This window comes from Haloarcula sp. Atlit-47R (genome assembly GCF_003665985.1).
Classification (GTDB): Archaea; Halobacteriota; Halobacteria; order Halobacteriales; family Haloarculaceae; genus Haloarcula; species Haloarcula taiwanensis.
Genome location: NZ_QPLQ01000002.1, coordinates 364589 through 384718, shown reverse-complemented (window position 1 = coordinate 384718; position 20130 = coordinate 364589). Strand labels below are relative to the sequence as shown.

At 62.5% G+C, this 20130-nt stretch carries 23 protein-coding genes; 13 read left to right on the top strand and 10 right to left on the bottom strand.

The features are described 5' to 3' along the window. The first annotated feature begins 49 nt into the window (after positions 1-49). Positions 50-469, top strand: a complete 420-nt coding sequence (locus tag DVK00_RS09655) for a hypothetical protein (protein ID WP_101349475.1) — start codon at positions 50-52, stop codon at positions 467-469. On the opposite strand, the gene gatE is transcribed toward DVK00_RS09655, so the two are convergent. Beyond that, on the bottom strand, positions 466-2337 hold the full coding sequence (gatE, locus tag DVK00_RS09650) for a Glu-tRNA(Gln) amidotransferase subunit GatE (RefSeq protein WP_101349476.1): 1872 nt from the start codon (positions 2335-2337) through the stop codon (positions 466-468). The genes DVK00_RS09655 and gatE overlap by 4 nt on opposite strands. Positions 2338-2425: 88 nt before the next feature. On the opposite strand from gatE, the gene DVK00_RS09645 reads away from it, so the two are divergent. Then, positions 2426-3220: a hypothetical protein gene (locus DVK00_RS09645; RefSeq protein ID WP_101349477.1), complete on the top strand. Its 795-nt coding sequence runs from the start codon at positions 2426-2428 to the stop codon at positions 3218-3220. A gap of 33 nt (positions 3221-3253) precedes the next feature. Here DVK00_RS09645 and DVK00_RS09640 read toward each other — a convergent pair whose 3' ends face one another. Beyond that, a complete protein-coding gene (locus tag DVK00_RS09640; RefSeq protein WP_101349478.1) occupies positions 3254-3550 on the bottom strand; it encodes a hypothetical protein in 297 nt (98 codons plus the stop codon). 157 nt (positions 3551-3707) lie between these two features. Between DVK00_RS09640 and DVK00_RS09635 the strand changes: the two genes are divergently transcribed. Beyond that, positions 3708-4211: a GNAT family N-acetyltransferase gene (locus tag DVK00_RS09635; RefSeq protein WP_101349479.1), complete on the top strand. Its 504-nt coding sequence runs from the start codon at positions 3708-3710 to the stop codon at positions 4209-4211. A gap of 113 nt (positions 4212-4324) precedes the next feature. On the opposite strand, the gene DVK00_RS09630 is transcribed toward DVK00_RS09635, so the two are convergent. Beyond that, positions 4325-5731 (bottom strand): class II fumarate hydratase, encoded by a 1407-nt coding sequence (locus tag DVK00_RS09630; RefSeq protein WP_101349480.1) that lies wholly within the window; start codon positions 5729-5731, stop codon positions 4325-4327. Between the two features lie 270 nt (positions 5732-6001). On the opposite strand from DVK00_RS09630, the gene DVK00_RS21170 reads away from it, so the two are divergent. Genes DVK00_RS21170 through DVK00_RS09615 form a run of 4 tightly spaced genes read left to right on the top strand, consistent with a single transcriptional unit; the run spans position 6002 to position 9443 of the window. Next, positions 6002-6289 (top strand): hypothetical protein, encoded by a 288-nt coding sequence (locus tag DVK00_RS21170; RefSeq protein ID WP_147435160.1) that lies wholly within the window; start codon positions 6002-6004, stop codon positions 6287-6289. A gap of 6 nt (positions 6290-6295) precedes the next feature. Beyond that, positions 6296-7360 carry a carbohydrate ABC transporter permease gene (locus DVK00_RS09625; RefSeq protein WP_121511063.1) on the top strand — a complete coding sequence of 355 codons (1065 nt, stop codon included), beginning with the start codon at positions 6296-6298 and terminating at the stop codon, positions 7358-7360. Beyond that, positions 7357-8286 (top strand): carbohydrate ABC transporter permease, encoded by a 930-nt coding sequence (locus DVK00_RS09620; RefSeq protein WP_101349482.1) that lies wholly within the window; start codon positions 7357-7359, stop codon positions 8284-8286. Before DVK00_RS09625 ends, DVK00_RS09620 begins: the two co-directional genes overlap by 4 nt. Before the next feature lie 17 nt (positions 8287-8303). After that, a complete protein-coding gene (locus DVK00_RS09615; RefSeq protein WP_121577642.1) occupies positions 8304-9443 on the top strand; it encodes an ABC transporter ATP-binding protein in 1140 nt (379 codons plus the stop codon). A gap of 58 nt (positions 9444-9501) precedes the next feature. Here DVK00_RS09615 and fen read toward each other — a convergent pair whose 3' ends face one another. Together fen and DVK00_RS09605 are read right to left on the bottom strand one after the other, a co-directional pair. Then, entirely contained in the window at positions 9502-10482 is a 981-nt protein-coding gene (gene fen / locus DVK00_RS09610; RefSeq protein WP_121577641.1) for a flap endonuclease-1, read from the bottom strand. An 80-nt stretch (positions 10483-10562) separates the two neighbouring features. Next, positions 10563-11111, bottom strand: a complete 549-nt coding sequence (locus DVK00_RS09605; RefSeq protein WP_121511060.1) for a GNAT family N-acetyltransferase — start codon at positions 11109-11111, stop codon at positions 10563-10565. Positions 11112-11222: 111 nt separating this feature from the next. On the opposite strand from DVK00_RS09605, the gene DVK00_RS09600 reads away from it, so the two are divergent. Next, positions 11223-11636: a DUF3054 domain-containing protein gene (locus DVK00_RS09600; RefSeq protein ID WP_101349486.1), complete on the top strand. Its 414-nt coding sequence runs from the start codon at positions 11223-11225 to the stop codon at positions 11634-11636. Positions 11637-11670: 34 nt separating this feature from the next. On the opposite strand, the gene DVK00_RS21695 is transcribed toward DVK00_RS09600, so the two are convergent. Then, positions 11671-11838 (bottom strand): hypothetical protein, encoded by a 168-nt coding sequence (locus DVK00_RS21695; RefSeq protein ID WP_199722452.1) that lies wholly within the window; start codon positions 11836-11838, stop codon positions 11671-11673. Between the two features lie 476 nt (positions 11839-12314). Here DVK00_RS21695 and DVK00_RS09595 point away from each other — a divergent pair, with 476 nt between their 5' ends. Then, on the top strand, positions 12315-12548 hold the full coding sequence (locus tag DVK00_RS09595) for a hypothetical protein (RefSeq protein WP_101349487.1): 234 nt from the start codon (positions 12315-12317) through the stop codon (positions 12546-12548). A gap of 116 nt (positions 12549-12664) precedes the next feature. After that, a complete protein-coding gene (locus tag DVK00_RS09590) occupies positions 12665-13672 on the top strand; it encodes an ornithine cyclodeaminase family protein (RefSeq protein WP_121577640.1) in 1008 nt (335 codons plus the stop codon). A 12-nt stretch (positions 13673-13684) separates the two neighbouring features. Here DVK00_RS09590 and DVK00_RS09585 read toward each other — a convergent pair whose 3' ends face one another. From DVK00_RS09585 to srp19, 3 genes are all read right to left on the bottom strand, one after another. Further along, positions 13685-14779, bottom strand: a complete 1095-nt coding sequence (locus tag DVK00_RS09585) for a presenilin family intramembrane aspartyl protease PSH (protein ID WP_121577639.1) — start codon at positions 14777-14779, stop codon at positions 13685-13687. 64 nt (positions 14780-14843) lie between these two features. After that, the gene (locus DVK00_RS09580) at positions 14844-15071 is read right to left on the bottom strand and encodes an H/ACA ribonucleoprotein complex subunit GAR1 (protein WP_101349490.1); all 228 of its coding nucleotides are present in this window, start codon (positions 15069-15071) and stop codon (positions 14844-14846) included. Then, on the bottom strand, positions 15068-15346 hold the full coding sequence (gene srp19 / locus DVK00_RS09575) for a signal recognition particle subunit SRP19 (protein ID WP_101349491.1): 279 nt from the start codon (positions 15344-15346) through the stop codon (positions 15068-15070). Before srp19 ends, DVK00_RS09580 begins: the two co-directional genes overlap by 4 nt. A gap of 121 nt (positions 15347-15467) precedes the next feature. On the opposite strand from srp19, the gene DVK00_RS09570 reads away from it, so the two are divergent. Then, a complete protein-coding gene (locus DVK00_RS09570; protein ID WP_101349492.1) occupies positions 15468-16241 on the top strand; it encodes a CAP domain-containing protein in 774 nt (257 codons plus the stop codon). 879 nt (positions 16242-17120) lie between these two features. On the opposite strand, the gene coxB is transcribed toward DVK00_RS09570, so the two are convergent. Further along, positions 17121-17882 carry a cytochrome c oxidase subunit II gene (gene coxB / locus DVK00_RS09565; RefSeq protein ID WP_053966110.1) on the bottom strand — a complete coding sequence of 254 codons (762 nt, stop codon included), beginning with the start codon at positions 17880-17882 and terminating at the stop codon, positions 17121-17123. A 142-nt stretch (positions 17883-18024) separates the two neighbouring features. On the opposite strand from coxB, the gene DVK00_RS09560 reads away from it, so the two are divergent. After that, entirely contained in the window at positions 18025-19416 is a 1392-nt protein-coding gene (locus DVK00_RS09560) for a heme o synthase (protein WP_121511053.1), read from the top strand. Continuing rightward, positions 19413-20114, top strand: coding sequence for an ABC transporter ATP-binding protein (locus tag DVK00_RS09555; RefSeq protein ID WP_101349494.1), 702 nt, complete (start codon positions 19413-19415; stop codon positions 20112-20114). The genes DVK00_RS09560 and DVK00_RS09555 overlap by 4 nt, the downstream gene beginning before the upstream one ends. Positions 20115-20130 lie beyond the last annotated feature (16 nt).

Below are 20130 nucleotides of genomic sequence, written 5' to 3'. Positions count from 1 at the left end.
TCCAAACCTGACACGATACCTGTCCCCATCCAGTTCCATACCAGACAAAATGAATACGAAACAAACCGAGATTCCCGACTCGCTTCCGCTGGACGACCGACTGTCGCTCCTGTCGTCGCACTATCGGCGATACCTTCTGTACGGGCTGTCACAGTACACGACACCGGTTTCACTGGCTGTGCTCGCGGACACGGTGACCGAGTTCGAACACGGAACACCGGCTAAACAGTACCGCGACGAGCGGCTCACGATTTACACGGCACTCTATCACAACCACCTTCCGCGGCTGGTCGATGCCGGTGTCGTCCAGTACAACCAGTCGGAAGATATCGTCGATATCGGGCCGAACGCGCCGGCTCTCGTTCCGCTGCTCGAATCGACACTCGAGCACGACCTGTCGGCAAGCGGTAACGGACTGACCTCGAACGCCGTCGATATCGACTCCTTGCAGCCCGAGCGAAGCAATTAAGCCCGCTTCTGTATCTCCGAACGCAACACGTCGCTCACCGTATCGCCGTCAGCTTTGCCGCGGAGTGCGCCCATGCACTCGCCCATCAGCGCCGAGAACGCGCCCATTCCCTCCTCAGCGACCTGGTCTTCGTGACGCTCGACGACATCGACAACGGCGTCCCGGACCTCCGACTCGTCGACGCCGCCCAGTCCCTCCTGTTCGACGGCTTCCTCGGCCGTCAGCGACGGGTCCTCGGCGAGCGCCGTCAGCAGGTCCTCGATGCCCTCTCGGGGCACGTCACCGCCGTCGACCAGCAGAATCGCCTCTCGAAGGTGCTCGTCGGTGAGGTTCTCAACGGGCACGTCGTCGCGACGGAGTTCGGTCAGCGTCGACTCCAGCGTGCCGGCGGCCAGCGTCGGGTCGACACCCTCACCCTCGACCAGCGCCTCGAACAGCGGCCATCGCTGGCCGTAGGCGACCTGCTCGGCGAGGCCGGAGCCGAGGTCGAACTCGCTTTCGTACCGGTCGACCTTCTCGGTGAGCAGTTCCGGCGTCTCGACTTCGGTTACGTCGGGCTCGACCGGGGGCACGTCTGTCTCGGGGTACATCCGCGCCGCGCCCGGGAGCGGGCGGAGGTACCGCGACGTGGCGTCCTCGTTCGCATCTCGCGTTTCTTCGGGGACGCCTTCGAGCGCGGTTTCGGCTCGCTCGGCAACGGCGTCGATGGCCAGCTCGGCGGTTTCTGGGTCGTCGGCGACGATGGCGACGGCGTCCTCGGGACCCGCGCCGACGGCGTCCCGCAGGGCCTCGACCTCTGCCTCGGTGACGCCGTAGGCCGGGAGTTCGTCGGTGTGGAAGATGCCGCCCGCGCCGTGGCGCTTGGCGTGGTCGGACAGTTCTGTCCCGAGCCGCCGGTCGGGTTGAATCTCGCGGCCGACGAGGCCGTCAAAGCCCGAAAGCAGGAGGCCCTGTACCTCGCCGCCCGAGGAGAGTGCGCCCTCGATAACGCCTGAGTCCGTATCCTCGAACACGTCGGTCACGTCCTGTGGCTCACCCACCGAAGCGTCGCGCGCAGTGAGTTTCTCGGCGATATCCAGCAGTTCGACCTGCCGGCGGACCTCGTTGCGGACGAGGTCGTCGATGTCGTCGAGGCTCTGGACGCCCTTCAGTTCGATGCGCGCGCCCTCGGCGATGGAGACGTTCACGTCCTGGCGGATGGTCCCGAGGCCGCGCTTGACCTTCCCGGTCGATCGGAGCAACATCCCGATACGCTCGGCGGCCTCGCGGGCCTGTTCGGGCGAACTGATGTCCGGCTTGGTCCCGATTTCGACCAGCGGGATGCCCAGGCGGTCCAGGGAGAAGCGCACGCCGTCGTCGGTCTCCTCGACGCGCTGGCAGGACTCTTCCTCCAGCAGTATGTCCTCGATGCCGACCGGGCCGGCGCTCGTCTCGATGGCTCCGTCGTTGGCGACCAGCATCGAGCGCTGGAACCCCGTGGTGTTCGAGCCGTCGACGACGATTTTCCGCATGACGTTCACCTGGTCGACGACGGACATATCCAGTAGCTGGGCGATTTCGAGCGTCGTCTCCATCGCCTCACGGTCGACGCGGTGGGGTGGCTCGTCGTCCTCCTCGACGAGGCAGGTCGTGTCATAGGCTAGGTACTCGAATTCGCGGTCGACCATGCTCTCTTCTAGCGCCGCCTCGTCTATCTCCCCGAGTTCGCTCTTGGTCGGGTGCAGATAGCGGGTAAAGGAGCGCTCGCTCTCCTCGGGTTCGCGGGTCGTCGTCGGACAGTCACAGAACAGTTTCGTCGCGGTGTCGAGTTGCTGGTGGATCTCCAAGCCGGCGACAAGCCCCAGCTCCTCGTAGTCGTACTCAGTCATTGTCGGGGTGTCCGGGACCGGGGGCCAAAAAACGCACCCTTCCCGCGCTCGCCGCCGCGCTTTTGACCGTGTCTCCCTCACTGTCAGTATGCGCTGGCTGTCGACAGCTGCGGTGACTGTCCTGCTCCTGACAGCCGGCTGTAACGCCTTTGTCGATGCTGACAACGCCGACCGGCCCACTGTCACGCCGGCCCCGGTTCCGACTGCGGCGGAGTCGGACACGGTACCGACGCTGGACCCGCCGCCCGGCGTGACTACCGACCGGCTCGAAAACATCGCCCTCTTGGCGGCGGCTCATCGGCAGGCGGTCAACGGCACTACATACACGCTGAACGAACGCTACAGCGAGTTCAGGATCGGGAACGACAGCAGTTCCGTCCGGCGCGCCGAAACTGTTACCGTCGAATCGCCAACGCGGTACCGCGACGAACTGGTCAGGATGACGACCGACTCGAACGCGACTGTCGAGCGGTACGAACAGTCGACCTACGCCGACGGCACCAACTGGTATGAACGCCGTGACAACGGCACTGTTGAACGCCAGCGCGGTGAGGTGCAGTTCAGCCGAGACAAGTACGCCTACCGGACAGCATTCTACCTGAACCGCTACGCGGTGGTCAACCAGAGTACCACGACCGTCGTCACGCGGGACGGCAGCCGAGCCTACCGGATTCGTGGGTCCGGCGGCGATATTCCGGCGACCGAACAGCTGACGGAGTTTCGTGTCGAACTGCTGGTCGAGCCTGCCGGCCTCGTCCGCCGATTCAGCGTCTGGTACCGAACCGAAGATCGCATTGTCGAATACAGCTTCTGGTACGAGGACATCGGCGAGACGACAGTGCAGCGGCCGACGTGGCTCAACGAATCGACGCCAGCGAACTGAGTGCGGACAGCACCCGACACCACAGCCCAGCGGCTACAGACGGTCTGTCTCGGTTCGAACTTCGTCAGTTCCGGACGTGCTCCCGGCCCGGTCGTCGTAGTACTTCCGGCCGATGAAGTCGTCGTCCAGATTCCCGACCAGAGAGTTGTACAGCCCCTCTGGGGACTGGTAGGTGGCCTCGCTGGTCCGGGCCAATACTTCACTCATTTCGACCGAGTCGCCGTTCTGGGCGACCAGTTCGACGTCGCCGAGTTGCTGAACGACAGCGGCGTGGTCAGCGGGGAACTCACAGGCCTGGTCGAACAGCTGCAACGTTTCGGAGTAACGCATTTGTCCCACAGTTCAGAATCTCTAATCAAAAAACATTATGAATACATATGTCCAGCACCCGGTTTTGCCGACCATACCCAGTCGGTGAGGCAAGACCTGCTATCTCGCACCACTTGACGCGGGAAAACATTTCACAGACTATGACATACGTTTTCACATGACAATCAGACTGGCAACTCCGGACGATGTAACGGCCATCAATCAGGTCGCGACAGCGGCCTGGAAGACGGATTACCCGGATATCCTCACCCGCGAGACGGCCGAGGACGGCGTTCGAGACTGGTATTCGACCGAACAGATCGAATCGGAACTGGTCGAATCGCAAACCATCCTGCTGGTCGCAGAGCGCGAAGAGCGCGTCGTCGGGTTCGCACACGCGACGTGGCACGAAACCGACCGTGCGGGGTATATTCTCCGGCTGTACGTCCATCCCGACTACAGGCGCGAGGGAATCGGCCGGTCGCTGCTAGAACGGACCTGCGAGGAGCTGTTCGAGCACGACATCGAGCGGGTCAACGCGATGGTGCTCACGGCGAACGAGCCGGGAGCCGAGTTCTACGAGGGATTCGGGTTCGAGTTCGCCGACCAAAGCGAAACCGAGATCGGCGGCGAGCGCTACCCCGAGAGCCGCTACGTCCTCGACGACGAGTCCCACGTATAGACATCGGTCGCGGTGGCCCGATGCTGGTTCCCAGCCGTTCGCGTTATCGAGGGCCGCTCCCTCCGGTTGCGCCGCTCGCATTTTCGAGGAAGCTCCCTACGGTCGCTTCCTCGCTACTCGTCGCCGAGGATACCACGCTTCGTCATCTTCTCGGGGTCGAGCACGTCGTCGACCTCGTCCTCGTCGAGATAGCCCTCTTCCAGAACAACCTCGCGGATGGTCTTCTCCTCGGCGAGTGCTTTCTTCGCGACCTTGCTCGCCTTGTCGTAGCCGATGGCAGGGTTGAGCGCCGTCGCCAGCGCCATGCTCTGTTCGACGCGCTCGGCGCAGTGGTCGGCGTCGGCCTCGAGCTTGGCGACGAACTTCTCGCCGAACACCGCGCTGCTGTTGGCGATGAGCTTGGCCGACTGCAGGAAGTTCGATGCCAGCACGGGCTTGTAGAGGTTCAGGTCTATCTGGCCCTCGGCCGCGCCGGCCGAGACGGCTGCGTCGTTGCCGACGACCTGTTTGTGGACCTGATTGACCGCCTCAGCGACGACGGGGTTGATCTTCCCGGGCATAATCGAGGAACCGGGCTGGTTCTCCGGCTGGTCGATCTCGCCGAGGCCGTTACGCGGGCCGGAGGCGAGCAGTCGGAGGTCGTTGGCGATCTTGTTCAGCGAGCCGGCGACCGTCCGGAGCGCACCGTGGGCTTCGGACATTGCGTCGTGGGCGGCCTGGGCCTCGAAGTGGTTGTCCGCTTCGCGGAACTCCAGCCCGGTTTCCTCGCTGATGTACTCGGCGGCCTTCGCCGGGAACTCGGGATGCGTGTTCAGCCCGGTCCCGACCGCGGTCCCACCGAGCGCGAGCTCGGAGAGGCGACCGTGAACGTCTTGAACGCGGGAGATGCCTTTCTCTACCTGCGTGCGGTAGCCGGAGAACTCCTGACCGAGCGTCACCGGGGTCGCATCCTGCAGGTGGGTCCGGCCGGTCTTGACGACGTTCTCGAACTCGTCTTCCTTGGCTTTGAGTTCGTCGCGCAGCGTCTTCAGGCCGGGAATTACGTCTTTCTCGACCGCCTCCAGCGAGGCGACGTGCATCGCCGTCGGAATCACGTCGTTGCTGGACTGGCCGAAGTTGACGTGGTCGTTCGGGTGAATCTCGCGGGTCCCGATGTCGCCGCCGTACAGTTCGGTGGCGCGGTTCGAGATGACCTCGTTGGCGTTCATGTTCGAGGACGTGCCCGACCCGGTCTGGAACACGTCGACGGGGAACTGGTCGTCGTGCTCGCCGGCGATGACCTCGTCGGCGGCTTCAACGATACAGTCCGCTTTGTCCTCCGGAATCGTTCCGAGGTCGCGGTTCGCCTGTGCGGCCGCCTTCTTCACGACGCCGAGGGCGCGGATGAACCGCCGCCCGAAAGTAACGTCGCTGATTGGGAAGTTCTCGACGGCGCGCTGGGTCTGGGCCCCCCAGTACGCGTCGGCTGGCACCTGCATCTCACCGAGGCTATCCTGCTCTGTCCGGTACTCGTCGGTCATACGTCCGGGGGGTGGTCCGCCCGGTCGTAAAACCCACCGGTACGAGTCGGGACAGCACTCGGTACAGCCCCGTAACCGCCGGGACAGTCACTCACGGGCTGCACCGAGTCCCTAGTCAGCCAGCAGAGACCGTGGGGTTCAGAACTCAGGACTTGGATAAACGTGTATTATCATTCGGAAATATTAAGTAGAATCTCTCTCCACTTACCATGAGTTCGACGCCACAGAGACGTTCATGACCGATGCCCCACGACATCCGGTGACTGCAGTGTGTTGCTGCCGTCGTCGGCTGTCGGGGCCAATGGGACACCGACGGACGTGACCCTCGCGATCGCTCGCAGCCGGTGTACCCGCCGCGTTGCAACCGCTCGCCCGTCCGGCACGACGACGGGATGGCACACCCGTCACCCAGCGTACCCACGTCGGCCGCCAGCCTGTGTTGGTGCGACAGGCTGTGCGGATCGCGTGGTTTCCGCGCGTGCTGGCTGGCGAGCCTATGTGACTGACGACACATCCGTCGGGACGATGGACGGCGAACTCACGTCGGCGAACCACTGACAAACCATGCGCGAGATACTCAGTAGACTCCTCGCCACCGGGGGTCGGCTCCGGTCGGCGGTATCGAGAGACGAATCGGACGGCGATCAACTGGCAACAGACGGCGGAGCGACGGTGAAAACGACCCGGAGAGACTCGATCCGGAACTCACTGCCGGTCGAGTGGGAACTCATCGAATCCGCCCCGTTCTGGCTGCCGCCAGTCCTGTTTGCGGGCTTTTTCGTCTACGGCGCTATCGCCTGGAACTTCCTCCTGTCGCTGACTGACTACAACGGTCTTGGCGGTGCGCAGTACGAGACTTTCGACTTCAGCATGTACAGCCGTCTGCTGAGCGATGGGGCGTTCTGGCAGGCGGCACAGAACACGGTAGTGTTGCTTGTCGTGTTCACCGTCCTCTGTCTGGCGCTTGGCCTGTTCGTGGCCATCCTCATCGATCAGCAGATACGTTTCGAGAATACGTTCCGGACCATCTACCTGCTCCCGATGAGCCTCTCGTTCGTCGTCACGGCGACGATGTGGGCGTGGGTGTACAACGCCCGCAACGGCGTGCTCAATCAGTTCCTCCGGTTGTTCAACCTCGAAGGAGCCATCGTGGGACTGCTCCGCCCGGCCGGGGTCAACGCCGAGGTTATTCAGTGGCTCTCCTGGAACACGACCGCGCTGGCGGCGGTCATCTTCGCGCTCATCTGGCAGTTCAGCGGCTACGCGATGGTCGTCTTCCTCGCTGGCCTCCGAGCGATTCCGACCGAACACTACGAGGCTGCGCGGGTCGACGGCGCGTCCACAGTGCGGCTGTATGCACGGGTAATCATCCCGCAACTCCGCGCCTCCGCCGTGTCTGCGTCAGTGGTGCTGATGGTGTTTGCGCTGAAAGCGTTCGACTTCATCTACGCGCTCCGTGGCTCACAGCCGGGGGCGAATATGGACATTCTGGCGACGATGATGTATCGGGTCGCGTTCGACAGCCTGCAGTGGGCGTACGGGTCCGCCGTCGCTATCGTGCTGTTTGCTCTCGCACTGCTGGTCATCGGACCGTACCTCTACAGCGAATACCGACGGGGTGAACTATGAGCATTAGAGACGGAGGTTTCATCGACGAACTCCGAAGTACAGAGAATAGCCGTCTCGGCCTGTATGCCCTCCTGCTGGCGGGCATCGTCTTCTACCTCTTCCCGGTGGAGACGGCCGTGATGACGATGTTCAAGACCGAGAGCGCGTTCGCCCGAACGCTCCCGTTCGCGCCGCCGGGCGGTGACGGCTTCACACTCAGTGCGCTCGCCACTGCCTGGAACACGCTTCGGCCGGGACTGCTGAACTCGCTGCTGATGGCGATTCCCGCGACGCTCATGTCGGCGCTGCTCGGGAGCCTGACTGCGTACGGACTGACGACGATTAGCTGGCGCGGCCAGGTCGGCGTGGTCGTCCTCATCATCGCGGGCATCTTCATCCCCTATCAGGCCGTGCTGGTCCCGCTGTCACAGTTTTGGTTCCAGGTGCTTCCGGGGCTGCTCAACGGCTTCGTCAACACCGTCTTTGGCTTCATCACGGGCGGTAACTGGCAGTATCCGAGCCGTAACGGGTACGTACAGCTGCTGCAGCTGTCGATCACACACGCGGCGTACGGTATTCCGATCTGTACGCTGCTGTTCCGGTCGTACTATCAGACCATCTCCGACGAGATGATTGAGGCCGCTCGCCTCGACGGCGCGAGCGCGTTCAGCATCTACCGCAACATCATCCTCCCGCTGTCGCTGCCGATGTTCGCGGTGACGCTCATCTACCAGTTCACGCAGGTGTACAACGACCTGTTGTTCGCGCTCGTACTCGTCAACGAACCGGCTTCGCAGGTGGCGACCCAGCGCCTCGCGGCGCTCACTGGCGGGGTCGTCCAGTCGTTTAACACCACGATGGCAGGGGCCATCGTCGCAGCACTTCCGACGCTGCTCGTCTACATCCTGTTCGGCGAACAGTTCGCGAAAGGCGTCGCTGGAGAATAATCACGGAGACATTCACAATGGCACAACTCACACTGGACGAGGTAACGAAGACGTTCCAAGACGACGACGGCGAAATCATCGCGGTTGATGAGGTATCGGTCGACATCGAGGACGGCGAGTTCCTCTGTGTCGTCGGTCCATCTGGCTGCGGGAAATCGACGACGCTGCGGATGATTGCCGGGCTCGAAGACATCACGCGCGGCGAGATCCGGCTGGACGGCCAGATCATCAACGACCAGCCGCCGGCCCGCCGGAACGTGGCGATGGTGTTCCAGTCCTACGCCCTGTACCCCCACATGACCGTGCGGGAGAACATGGCGTTCGGGCTGGAGGAATCGACGGACATGCCTGACGACGAGATCAACGAGCGCGTCGAGCAGGCGTGTAAGGACATGGGCATCTTCGACCTCATCGACCGCAAGCCCGGCGAACTCTCGGGCGGCCAGCAACAGCGCGTGGCGCTGGGCCGCGCGATTGTCCGGGACCCCGAAGTGTTCCTGATGGACGAGCCGCTGGCGAATCTTGACGCGAAGCTCAAAGCCGAGATGCGGACCGAACTGCAGGAGCTCCAGCACGACCTCGACGTGACGACGGTGTACGTCACCCACGACCAGACGGAGGCGATGACGATGAGCGATCGCATCGCCATCCTCAACGACGGCGTCCTCCAGCAGTGTGCGACGCCCCTGGAGTGTTACCACGAGCCGAACAACCTCTTCGTCGCCGGCTTCATCGGCGAGCCGTCGATGAACTTCTTCCCGATGACGCTGGAGGGGTCGACGCTCAAAGGCGAGTGGTTCGAGTACGAACTCAGCGACGAGACGGTCGCTCAGGTGGAAGGAACGACTGACATCACGCTTGGCATCCGACCCGAAGACATCGAGTTCGTTCAGAGCGACGCCGGTCCGAACGTGTTCGACTCGACGGTCCACGTCGTCGAGCCACGCGGGAACGAGAACACGGCCCACCTGCAGTTCGACGAGTCGATGGACGACCAGTTCATCGCGACGGTCGGTGGAATGAAACAGCTCAAGGCCGGCCAGCGCGTCAAAGTCCGGTTCCCCGAGAACGCGATTCACCTCTTCGACACGGCCAGCGGCGAGGCCATCCGGAACCGCACGCTCGACGAGATCGAAACGGTCGAATCGGTCGTCTGAACTGAAATCGTCCGGAGTCGTTTTTAGTGCGCTACTGGTCGGCCGTGGCTTTTCGCTGTCACGCCCACCGGTCCAGCCCGGTCTGGACGAGCGATTCGTCGATGCGCTCGAACCCGCGGGCGACCTCGTCGGCGTCGACCTCCCACTGCTCGGTGACGAACGCGCGGGCGGCGTCGACGTCCGGGTCGAGGCTGTCCGGAATCTCGTAGTCGTCGGTGACGGCGGGGTCGAGAAACAGGTCCCGGATGCGGTCGGCGTGGTCGATGTGGTCGCCGCGGGCGTCCAGCACGGCGTAGAGGTCGCCGTGCTCGCGGAGTTCCTTGACCGCAGTCTTCGGTCCGATGCCGGAGATGCCCTCGTTGAAGTCCGTCCCCATCAGGATGGCGGCGTCGACCAGTTGCTCCCAGGTGAGGTCGTGGGTTTCGAGCGTGGCCTCGAAGTCCATCAGCTCCGGGTCGCCCTTCGACGTAATCTGGCGGAGTGTCATCGGCGCACCGAAGAGCAGGGCGTCGTAGTCCTCGGTCCCGACGTAGTCCACGTCGCCCCGCCGGGCCATCACCGACGCCTGCCCCTCGCCTTCCGCCGGAGCGTCGACAATCGGGACATCGAGTAGCGCAAGCAGGTCCCGCGTCGTATCGACGATAGTGTCGGTCAGTCGCTGGGTTCGCGAGTCGAGCTTGGCGACACGGGTGCTGTCACCCGCTTCGCGGGCCGCTTCGAGTTCGGACTCGTACCGCTCTCGCTGTTCGCGGCGCTTCTCGACCTCATCGTCTTTGAGATCGGTGACTGCCCCGTCGAAGACGAACACCGGCGTCATGTCGTGTTCGAAGAACTTCGGCAGGCCCTGAACGACGCCGATGAGGTTTGCCACCTCCTCGCCGTCGCTGGTGGTGTATTTCGACTCACTGGTGAACTTCACTGTCGTCGTCAGATAGCGATAGAGCCAGTTGTGGGCGTCCACCGCAACGACGCTCCCGCCGAGGTCGCCGAACGACACGTCCGACAGCGCCGCAAGCGACCGTAAATCAGCGTTTCCCATTGACTGGCCTTCGGCCGACAGCCGCTTGAATCTCCCGGAGATGGGACGACTCCAAGCCGAGATGATACGGGTCGAGCGGTTCAGTCAGTCCGTGCGGCCGACCGGTCGGCCCAGTCGTCGAGGATAGATGGCGGGTCGGTGTCGGCCTTCGCCGCGAGGAACGACTCCTCTTCTGGAGAGAGGTCGCGCTCGCGGAACAGGTCAAGCCCGGCCTGATACCGCCCGGTACTGCGGTCGCCTGGCCAGACGAGGTCGAGTTCGGCCATCCCCGACTCCGCGCCGCTGAAGCAGAACCCGGCCCGGTAGGCGGCCTGATACGAAAAGGGGTTGTTGACGCCGATGGACACCCGTTCGAAACCTCGGTCCGTGGCCCGTTCCCGGACGAATCGGAGGAGACGGGCACCGAGCCGGTCCCCCTGCCGGTCCTGCCGAACGGTGATGTACCGGACACAGAGCGTGTCGGGGTCCGTCCGGTCGGCATCGAACGCAGCCGCGGCCACGACCCCATCGTCTCCGACGACGGCCTTTCCGGTCGAAGTCATCACGAACTTCCCCGCGTACGCGAACTGCTCGTGGTCCAGTCGGAGTCGGTGCCCGTCCTCGGGCCAACTGAGCAGTGTGAACTCCATGGTACAACTGAACGGCCCGCCCAGTGTAATCAGTACTGGTCCCTATTCCAGGGAACCAGCCGCCGTCGTCGAATCCGGGAGAGCGAAGTGTCCGGAGCCGGAACGTCCTGTATGAGCGTCTCGACGGTGGGGAACGGTCGTATCGAACTGTCCACTCGGACGGCACTGCTCGCTGTCGGCGACCTGCTGGCGATTGCCGTGTTCGTCGGCGTGGGCGAGGTGACCCACGGTATCAATCCGATACTCAATCCCGGTCGGTTCGCCGGGACGCTGACGCCCTTTTATATCGGCTGGCTCATCGTCGCGGGATTTGGGGGACTGTACACCGCCGCCGCAACCGCGACGGTTCGAACCGCTCTCGGGCGCACTATCGTGGGGTGGACGCTGGCAGTTGGGATCGCACAGGGCCTTCGGTCAACGGCGCTGTTCCCCGGTAATGCGGCGCTGACATTCGCACTCGTATCCGTGCTCGTCGGTGGCGTGCTGCTGGTGCTCTGGCGGGGCGCGATTGCAATCGCAAAATAAGGGCTCGCAGCGGAGATGCGGTGCCGATGACGGACTATCGCAGGTCGGTGACTTCAAGCGACTCTGTCGACTGGATCCATGCTTGGTGGTTCTCTCGGTCGTAAATTACGAATTCCTCGTCCCCGATGTTCAGTTCGGCGTATCGTCGTTCTTCGTCGTCGGTCGCGGCGTCCGTCGTGTTGTCCGTTGCGTTCGTGCTCATTGTCTCGTTTGGAATCGGTGTTCCGTTTTTCTCCGATTTAACGTATCCTTGCGTACCTAATAAGCACATGGACCCAGTTATCATCGGAGAAAATAGGCGGCATTATCACGGCACTAATCCGCTAATCTAGTTCTCAAATTCTGAAAAAAGGCGTGTAGGTGGGTTTTATCCCGAGAAACAGATAGCTGGTACAACGGTTACTGTATACTGGTTCGTAGCCACTTAGTTTCGTTTTTGTGTGAAGATACCACTGGCAGACTGTGGCCGCGGACTAGCGATACCTGCCCGCTTTGTCCTTATATTGTGAACCGTACACAGGAATTATAATACATATACTTTCCCCCGCTATCCCACTCATAACTTATGAGATTGTTACCTGACGGGTACTGAGTAAATTTGTAGGGGCCACTGTGTGCATTATCCCGTGTTTTAGGGAAACATTCATATACTCCGCTGCCCTAAAATAGCTTATACTTATGACGGGTTATTACGACATCATTCTCGGGCTCATTCCGCTCGCCATGGCTGGCATCACTGCCTCTCTGCTCGTTGCCGGCTTCGAACTGACGACGGCGATTCCGATGGCGTCTGTCGTAACAGTTGGCCTCATCGGCCATGCGATGTTCGTCCGTGCCCCCGTCGACCCGGTCCCAAGCGACGCGTCGACCCAGCAAGGCGCGCAGTCAGACCCGCTACAGACAGCGGATTAGACGGCACCCCGTCGATAACTTCTCCTGTTTTTGATAGACATCCGCTGACCGTGCGCCGCTCGAACAGATTGGTCACCGCCGGACAGTATAAGAGTCGGTCGCCCAAACGACGGAGTATGACAACAGATGCGACAGCGCTGTTCCTGCAGAGCGACGAGGTTGCCGACCTCGCTGAACCCGCCGAGTACGTCGATGTCGTCCGGGAGGGGTACCGCCAGCGTGGCGACGGTGCCCCGGCGACGCCCAGAACAACGTTGTTTTCGGACGAACCCGCCGGTATGTTGACGGGCTATCTCGCGATTCTCCCCGACACCGGTGCGATGGGTGGGTACACCTACGCGGCCGGCTTCAACGGACGGGATGCACACTTTACGCTCCCGATCTTCGACGCCGACAGCGGCGACCCGCTTGCTGTCCTTGACGGTGCAAGTATGAACCCTCACAAGACCGGCGCAGCCGGGGCCGTCGGTGTCGACGCACTGGCCCGCCGCGACGCCAGCGACCTCGCGGTCATCGGCAGCGGTGCACAGGCCCGCGGCCAAGTCCGTGCGACAGCGACGGTCCGCGACTTCGACCGCATCGAGGTGTACTCGCCGACGGCCAGTAACCGGGAGTCCTTCGCCGCGGAAATGAACGACGCGCTGGACCCGACAGTGGCGGCCGTCGCGTCCCCGGCCGCAGCAATCGAAGGGGCCGATGTCGTCATCACGGCAACCAACGCGAGCGAACCAGTGTTCGACGGCGACCTGCTCGAACCGGGAACCCACGTGACTGCGATGGGCCAGTATCACCCCGAAAAGAACGAACTTGACGCGACGACAATCGAACGCGCCACGTACGTTCCGGACTTGCACGAACGGGTGACACAGGATGCCGGGTCGTTCATCAACGCCCTCGACGCGGGAGTTGTCGACGAAGACCACGTCCATGCTGAACTCGGTGACATCGTTGCCGGAAACGCGCACGGGCGGCAGTCACCTGAGGAGATTACAGTCTTCGACTCCGGTGGTACAGCCATCGAAACCGTCGCTGCCGGTCATCTGCTGTACGAGCGGGCGAAGGCAGAGGGCCGAGGCGAGGAGATCGAATTCGCACCTGCGAGCAAAGCCCTGACCGGTCGGTAACAGTCGCAGGACTTAGAGGTACGGACCAAGTCCGAGAGCGTCGACCAGACTGATGCCGGCGGCGAGTGCGCCGATGACGTAGCCGGCGATAGTTCCACCGTTCAACAGCGGGAGGCCTGCGTGTGCGCGCCCTTTCAGCACCATCCACAGCAGTATCGTCAGGCCGACGTAGGACCCGACCATCGCGGTCAGCGCCGGTAGCGGGATGCCAAGTACCGTCAGTACGTCCGACGAGGCGAAGAACGCGGCGCTGGCGACGAGTATCGACGGGATGATGGCGTCACCGAGACCGATAAACAGCGCGTCGCGCTCCAGCGGGTCGGCGTGACCGTCGGCACTCTCGTCTGCTTCGTCGGGATGTTCCGCCGGCTGGCTCCCATCCGCAACTGCTGGACTATCCGCGCCGGCCCCGGACTCCGCGGTCGCCGGCCCCCCGGCCGTATCGTCCGCCGTTTGGGACCCGTCACTCGTCTCGTCTTCTGCCATCGGGTCCGGTGTCGTTGCGTCGAGATAGGAGTACGACAGCGTCATCGGAATGACGAGGACAACGGGGACCCTGAGGTCCATAACGCCCGAGGCCAGCGTGAGCATGTGCTCAGTCCCGTAGACGCTGATCGCATCGTACACTGCGAGAACAGTTAGCAGGACGAGCGCTGGCAACACCCCGAAACTGATACCGAACAGGCCGGCGGCGCCGGCCCCCATCACCGCACCGGCACCGTTGATGACGTACCACTCGGGATAGACCAGCAGCGCCGTCCCCAGGCCCAGCGCTAACAGGCCGGCAACGACGTTGATGCCGCCGAAGGTGACCACCGGTGGCACCAGCACCTGAAACACGTACAGAGAGAGCCAGGCTGCAGAGAAGATGATAAGCCCGCGGATAAGCTGGTCCACGTCGTAGCGGAAGGCAAGCAACATAACGGCCGTCGCGACCAGAATCGCCCCGATGTACATGAGGCTGTTCGTGGGGTCAGACGGGTCTTCGACGGCCTGGTAACCGGCCGATTCGAAGGGCTGGACCAGCGCCAGCGCACCGAGCTGGACGAACAGGAAGATACCAGCGATGAGGCCACAACCGCCGAGGATTCGCCACCGTCGCTCCATGCACACACGTCCTGCAGGAACCGGTTTGAGCGTTACGAAGCAGGTGTGGACAGGTCAGAAGGTGTCACCTCGCGTACAGGACCGTACCGACCAGCGCTGGAAGATGTACGCCATCGTTCGGCGAAACTGCGAGATACGGGCGTTCGACCGGACCGAACACGTCGACAACGGAGCCAACGGCCTGGAGTTCCTCGTCGACCACGTCGGTTCCAACGGATGCGTACTCGTCGTCAGGTGCCCGGACGACGGCCAGCCCCTGTGCGACCCGCGAAACGGTGCCGAGACGCTTCATTCACGGAGCGCCTGCATGTAGGCTGCCACAGCCCCGAGCAGGTCGCTTTTCGTCGCATCGTCCGCGTCCTTAACGACGACTCGCCCGCGGGCCTCGTACTCCCGTGGATACGCCTTGTCTCGCTCGATGACCGCGTCGTACCCGACCTGCTGGACAGCTTTCGCGATCTCGTCGACAGTCGGCTCCTCGACGGCCAAATCTAGTGCCACACGACGCCCGTCGCTTCGCGAACGGTTGGCGTCAAGCGCCGCCGGCCAGATAACGTTCTCGACCATACCGGCAGTGGCCGCCCGTGGCATATATGGGTTATCGTCACCGCCGACAGCGGGAAGGTGATAATTGAATGAAATATATGAAGAATCAAGCTTACATACCTCTGTAATCTACCCGTGGCATATGGTAAAGAAAGGGTTACTCGCTATTGCTGCCGTGGTGCTCCTCGTGGCTCTAGGGACAGGCGTTCTTATCGGAGCACAGTTTGCAGGCGGGACAGCGGACACACCGACACAGACAACGGATTCACAGAGCGATACCGGGGGTAGTAATGGCGGTAGTTCAACGGCGACGGCGACAGCCGGTAACAGTACGACGCCGACAGCAACGCCGGAATCAAATGGGACACTGACCGAGACAGCGACCCCACAGCAGGAGTCGATCCCGGCACGGGAGTTCAACGAACAGAACGTCTCGAGCTACATCCGGCAGTTCCTCAACGAGGAACGCGAAGCCGCGGGTGTTCCACCGTTCGAATCTGGGCTTCGGACCGAAAACGACCTCAATGAGATGGCAAAGAACCACAGCAAGCAGATGGCCATCGAAGGGAAGGCAATCCACAAGGTTGACGGTGTCTCCAGTAAGGACCGATACGAGAACACCGGCCTCTACGACCGGTGTACGTTCGACTCCGCAGAGGGCGAGTACATAGAGCAACCGGATCGGAACCGGTTCGAGGCGGTTGAGAAGACAGTCGCCGGCCAAACGTACGAGGAGAACGGCGAGGAGCAGTTCCACGCCACCGACAAGGAAGTCGCAAGGCAGATTGTCGATGACTGGATGGCGTGGCCGGACTACCGCGAACGGCTCACGCTCCGCAACGCCAACCTCGTCGGCATCGGCGTGGAGATAACCGACACCGGCAACGTGTACGCGACTGCCAACATCTGCGGATAGAGGCCGGTCTGGACGACCGACGCGGCAATTGTTCTGACCGCCGGGCTGCTCGTGAGTGCTGTCTTGCTGCCACCGTTTCCTCTCTGTTCAGATTCTACGCTTCCGTCCAAATGCAAGCAGTGCCGTCGCTGTCCCGTTGTTCTCTGCGATCGGTTGGGAACTCGCTGGTGGCAGTACTCAATCAGTCTATAGCGTTCCCCGGCATGCTGGCCTCTCATAGCGTGGCTAAACCAGTAGCTGTTCTCCTGCCCCTCACAAGACACTTACACAACCGGTCTCACCAGCTATCATGAATCGCCGACAGTTCCTCTCAATCTCTCTCCGGTTGTGGCGGGTGGACCTTTGACGGTACAACCGAAGACGACTCTTCAGCACCGAAGGCGACAGAAACGCCGAGCAACACCGACACTGAAACCGGGATGCCGCCTTCCGAGGTAGCGACAGCGGAACGCTTACTATCGATGTGTGCCGGATCGAAACTCGTGACAGTCCAAGTCGCAGGTGCTTTTTCGGGCGACGTTGTGCTAATCCGCACCTGCGAAAAAAGGAGGTTTCAATACAGCAAAGCGAATCAGTCCGGACCAACCGCGAGGTAGACACTGAGACCTGTCGAATCAGCCTATCTGCCGACAGCAAGGAAGTAGTCAGTGAGAGGTCACCAGCCACCAAAGCGTGAATCTGACAGCGGACTCAAACGGCGAAGTAACTGAAAGATGGAGCGTTCAGTGACAGAATGGCAGGTCGGCTCAGTCGTCTCTGCCTTCGATTTCGTCTGACCTATATTCACCGTCACCGTGCCGGAAATTCGCGGTTTTTTGGATGAGCGTGATACTCCGTGACTCGGCAGCTCTCGAAACAAAAAGCCGCTCAGTTACCGCGTTACTCGCTGCTGCCTTCGGAGTCGCCGCCGCTCTTTTGTTCTGCCAGCCAGTCCTCGTACTCGTCCTGCGGGACGACCTCAACGGTTCCGAGCATCTGTGAGTGACCCGAGCCGCAGTACTCGGCACAGTAGAGCTGGTATGTGCCGGTATTACTCGCGCTGGTTCGGAGACGGTTGTACTGACCGGGGAACGCATCGGACTTCAGTCCGAGTCCGGGAACGTGGAACGCGTGTAGCCAGTCAGCCGATGTCACGCGCAAGGATACGTCCTGGTTAGCCGGTATCTTCAGGTCCGTTCTAGTGGTCACTTCCGCCTCGCCGTCCCAGCTCGATTCGTTGTAGTAGAACGTCCAGCCGTACCGCTGGGCCTCGACGGTAATGAGCTCAGTGTCCTGTTCCTGCAGTGCAGCCTGATCACCGGCCTCAGCGGTGACGTACGGGCTGGCCATCACCTGATAGGAAGCGACGCCGACGAACAGGAGAATGATTGCCGTCGCGATGGTCCAGGTCACTTCGAGTCGGCGGTTCTCCTGTGTGGGAAGCGCCTCCTCCTGGTTACGGAACCGCCAGACGGTGTAGATCAGAATCCCTTCGACAAGGACCGTAATTGGGATAGCGACGTACAGGAGATTCATGTTCAGCCCCCAGATGAGGCTATCCGTTGTCGAGTCCTGAATCTGTGCGGCGGCGGCCGGCTCGGCGGCGAGTGCGAGCAACGCAGCACCGAACAGAGCGACCAGACCGGCGCGTTTCCGGGTCATGGGTGCGGCTTAGGATTTCGGAGATAAATAACTGCTGTCTTCTCCGTAGCCCCTCGATTTGCAGCAATAGGGAAGCAGCACCGCTCCGGATAGAGACAGCGGAATCGCGAGGTCTAAGTGGCCAGCATCGAAGGATACAATAATGGCAGAGAGCCGGACCTTTACCGGGCTGCTCGCCGCGACCGCTGTCGGCGTGTACTTGTTAGTCCTCGCCGGCGCGACAACAACGCTCACGGACGCGGCAGCAGCCTGTACGACCTGGCCGCTGTGTGACGGACCGGTCGACGTGACGAACACGGCCCTGCTGGTCGCCTGGGGCCACCGACTCGTCGCGGCCGCCGTCGGCCTCCTCGTGGTGGCCGTCGCCGTTATCGGGCTTCGCTCCGGCTGTCGTGGCCGTGTCAGGGCAGCTATCCTCCTCGGCACTGCGCTGTACCCGGTCCAGATTGCGCTGGGAGCTGTCGTCGCGACGAGCACCGAGACGGCACTCCCCGGTGCCCACCTCGCGCTGGGGATGGGCATCTTCAGTTCGTTCGTGCTGGCTCTGGCGTGGCACCTCGAAGCTGAGACGGGCAGTGACGACGAGACTCCGGTGAAGAACCCGACACCTGCGCCGGAACCGACCGGAGGCGAAGCCGCCGGCCGGCCCACGACACTCTCCCTCCGCGAACGCCTCGTCGGGACCGCGTCTGCGTACTTCCGCCTGATGAAGCCCCGGCTGATGTGGCTTCTGTGCTTGGTCGCCGCCGCCGGGATGGCGCTCGCGGCGGGCCAGACGCTCACCGTTCGGACGGTGCTACTCACCCTCGGGGGCGGCGTCCTCTCTATCGGCGCGTCGGGGACGTTCAACCACGTTCTCGAACGCGATATCGACAAGCGGATGGACCGGACCTCGGACCGTCCTATCGCGACCCACCAAGTGCCGGTCCGGAACGCGCTGGCGTTCGGACTCCTCCTGTCGCTCGCCTCGCTGTGGCTGTTCTGGCAGGTGAACGCGCTCGTGGCCCTGCTCGGACTGACCGCGATTGTGTTCTACAGCGTTATCTACACGCTCGTGCTGAAGCCTAACACCGTCCAGAACACTGTCCTTGGCGGGGCTGCGGGTGCACTGCCGGCACTTATCGGCTGGGTCGCCGCCGACGGGTCGGTCGGCCTCCCCGGCGTCGTCCTCGCGGTGGTCATCTTCCTCTGGACGCCGGCGCACTTCTACAATCTCGCGCTCGCGTACAAGGACGACTACGAGGCTGGCGGCTTCCCGATGATGCCGGTCGTCCGCGGCGAGACGGAGACGCGCAAGCACATCGTCTACTATCTCGGAGCGACGCTCATCGCAGCAGGTGTTCTGGGCGTGCTCACGCCGCTGGGCTGGCTGTACGCCGTCACGTCGGTGTTGCTTGGTGCAGTGTTCCTCTGGGCAGTTATCTTACTCCACCGCGAGCAGACTGAAGCGGCGGCGTTCCGAGCGTTCCATGCGTCGAACGCCTATCTCGGAGCGGTCTTGATAGCCATCGTCATCGATGCACTGGCCCTATGAGCACCACGACAGCGACCCTCCGAGACGCGATACCGGACACGCGCTCGCTGGTCATCTTGGCGGCCGTCTTGAACGCGGAGGTCATCCTCATTCTGGGCTATATCGTCAACACGGCTCAGCCCGCGACGGACCCGTTTCTGCTGGCGTTCCCGTTCATCTGGCTCAACATCGCCGGCCTCGTGTTCCTGCGAGTGCGTCCGGAACTGCCCGGCCGCCGTCGGACGGTCGGCAGTGTAGTTATCGCTCTTGGCTATCTGTTCGTGCTGGGGTACGTCGGCGGCGTGTACGGAACGGGCGGTCAGGGAACCGGTCTCCGACTGGTCACGCAAGCCCCGCCCGGGTTCTCGCCGACGGTGGTGTTCAGCGGCGCGACCCTCAGCGTGGTGCTCATCCCGTGGAAGGTCGCCGGCTACCTGACGCTCTCGTATCTGGTATTCGTGACCGCTGTCGACGCGAGCGGCGGTGCGGTGGGCGGCATCGTCGGTCTCTTTTCCTGTGTCTCCTGTGTCCTCCCGATTATCGCGTCGATACTGGGCGGGTTCGTGGGTGTTGGCGCAACGCTGTCGCAGGCGGCGCTGTCTCAGTCGTATGGGCTCTCGACGGTGGTGTTCGTCACCTCGGTCGGTTTGCTGTACGGCGTCCATCGGTTCGACGTGACGCTCGTCGGGCGACTCCGAACGCTGATCGGCCGACGATAGAGCTTTCAGGCCGACA